The organism is Kroppenstedtia guangzhouensis (genome assembly GCF_014637345.1).
GTDB lineage: Bacteria > Bacillota > Bacilli > Thermoactinomycetales > DSM-45169 > Kroppenstedtia > Kroppenstedtia guangzhouensis.
Genome location: NZ_BMEX01000068.1, coordinates 1 through 1,096, shown reverse-complemented (window position 1 = coordinate 1,096; position 1,096 = coordinate 1). Strand labels below are relative to the sequence as shown.

The 1,096-nt window shown below is 55.3% G+C and carries 1 protein-coding gene; it reads right to left on the bottom strand.

Annotation, left to right across the window (positions count from 1 at the left end; all coding sequences use genetic code 11):
- The coding region (locus IEV46_RS17815) for a condensation domain-containing protein (RefSeq protein WP_229736215.1) at nt 1-1,096 on the bottom strand (1,096 nt) is incomplete at both ends.

The window sequence follows — 1,096 nt, the reverse complement described above, 5'->3', positions numbered from 1 at the left end:
GTCGCATCCTTCGGATACGACACCCGGGTGTCGTTGAAGGTGTGCAAAAGTTGTCTCTCTTCCTCCGCATCGGTCAGCCGGACCGACCCCACCGGACACTCCGGTGCATCCATCACCTGTTCCAGGATCCTTTTCAGACGTCCCGGCAGTGTTCCCACCATCTCCCGGTCATATTCCCCTTCATCGTAAAGCACCTTCATCACCAATTCCCGGCCGTGATGCACCTGCAGACTCAGCCCGTAATTGGTTTTTTCAAAGGCTTCCATCCCTGTGAACCGGAAACCCAAACCCTCCGGATCATCCATTTCCTCCAGGTTCACCGGATAGTTCTCAAAGGCGACGATATGATCAAACAACTCGCCCCGAACCCCTGCCCGGTTTTGCACTTCCGCCAGTTGCACATAGTGCATCCGCTCCGATCTCAGCGCGACTTCCTGCACACGCTTCACCAATTCGGAAAAGGTCTCCTTCTCTTTTAACTGGATCCGGACCGGAACGGTATTGATGAACAGTCCCACGATCTGTTCCACCTGCGGGATCTCCGCCGGACGACCCGATACCACCGCTCCAAAGGTGACATCTTCCGTATCATTCATCTTCATCAGCAACAGGCCCCACAAGGTCTGAAACACGGTATTTACAGTCACCTGGTGTTTCCGGGCCAACCGGGTCAGTCGTTCCGTCCACTCTTCCTCCCAATGGAAGATCTCCTCCGCCATCCCCGATGAGCCCTTGGAGCCACGCGGCAAGCCCGTCACTTCTTGGAACCCTTCCAGATACTCCTGCCAGTATTGAAACGCCTCTTCCTCATCCTGTTCTTCCAGCCAGCGGATGTAGCGACTGTACGGCACCCCGTCTTCCACGGTCCACTCCTGACCTGATCGGGCCTGGCGATACAGTTTCATCAGATCTCCCAACAAGATCCCCATACACCAGCCATCCATCAGGATATGGTGGCAGCTCAAAATAAGCCGGTATGCTGCCTCTCCCAATTGGACCAATGTCAGTCGAAAGAGCAAGTCCCGGGAGAGGTCAAATCCTCTCTCCCGGTCTTCTCTCTTGATTTCTTCCAGTCGCTGTTCCTGTTCCTCGGGGG